1 protein-coding gene is annotated in these 1,451 nt (G+C 69.7%); it reads right to left on the reverse strand.

Translation table 11 applies throughout. The features are described from left to right. Positions 1–37 precede the first annotated feature (37 nt). A partial coding sequence (locus tag ACZ51D_RS43650; protein WP_465665885.1) for an ISL3 family transposase occupies positions 38–1,451 on the reverse strand: 1,414 nt, incomplete at its 5' end.

Here is a 1,451-nt window from a genome sequence, read left to right on the forward strand (position 1 = left end):
GGTTCAGTCAAGATTTTCGTGATGCGGTGACGGAGCGTCATGCGAGTAGGACGCGCTTGCGCAGGAGCGGGAGAGTGGCTCGTCCATACATTTGCCGTTTGAGCATCTTGATCCGGTTGACGTGGCCTTCGACCGGGCCGCTGCTCCACGGCAGGGTGAGGCCGGCGGTGACGGCGTCCTGGTCGCGTTCGAGTCCGTCGGCGAAGGCGTGTAGCTGGGGTAGGTCGTCGGCGCGGACTGCGGAGATCCAGGCGGGGAGGTCGGTGCCGGTGCGGTCGCAGACCATGCGGGCGAAGGCATGGACGTGGTTGCGCAGGGCCGCCAGTTCGGGGCAGCGGGAGAGGACATCGTCGAGCAGGCGCTCCTCCTCTGCTCGCAGGTGTCCGGGGTGGCGGGTGATCCAGCCGGTGAGGTTCTGGGGCTTCGGCGGTGGCTCGGGGGCTGTCTTCGCGGTGTCGCGCAGTGGGCGAAGGAATCGGCGGACGGCTTGGGGCGTGCGTCCTGGATAGCCCTGGGCCTGGATTTCGCGGAAGAGTGTGGAGGCGTTGGTGCAGCCCTGGTTCCACCGGTTGATCAGGTAGGGCCGGTAGGCGTCCAGGCGCGTGGTGCGGATGGCGTGGTCGGCGAGTGCCTCGGGGTTCTCCCAGCGCGCGTAGCGGCGGGTGGTGTGGCGGGTCAGCCCGAGTTCACGTCCGATCGCGCTGATGGTCCATCCCTGGGCGAGCAGGTCCTGAACGGCGCGGTGGCGTTCGCGTGTGCGGGTGACCAGCCATTTCTCGCTTCCGGTGTCCGGGTTGAGCGTGGGGTTGGGAGCAGTCGCCGCCCTGGGTTCGGGGTCTGCCGGTGGCGGTGGTGTGAGGCAGGAGCGGTGGGCGATGGCGGTGCGTTCGACCGCGTGGGCCAGGTTGTCCCACAGGTGCCACGCGTCGGCGACCTGCTGTGCCTGCGGTGCTCCGACGTTCGCGGCTTCGGCGTATGCGCCTGCTCGGTCCCGGCAGATCACCTCGATGCCGGGGTGGGCGGACAGCCAGGCCACCAGGGGTGCCTTCTCCCGCCCGGGCAGTATGTCCAGGACGCGATGGGAGTCCAGATCGACGAGCACGGTGCCGTACCGTCGGCCCCGGCGGGTCGCGAAGTCGTCGACGCCCAGCACACGGGGCGCGGTCGGCACCGGGTCGGGTGCCGCCATCACCACGTTGAGCAGGGTGGTCCTGCTGATCGGAATGTTCAGGACGGCCGCCAGCCGGGCGCCGGCCCGCCCGGCCAGGGCAAACGCGATCGCCTGAACGATCTCGGCGAGGACAACCGTGCGGCGGCCGTACCTCGTGGTCAGCTCTGCTATCTGCTCGGCGAAGGTTCGACGAGTGCAAAGAGCGGTGTCGCAGAACAAGCGCCGGACGCACAGCTCGATGGCGACCGGGCGGCCGCCGAGGGCCGCGTCGGCCAGGTGG

The organism is Kitasatospora sp. NPDC033851 (assembly GCF_055576085.1).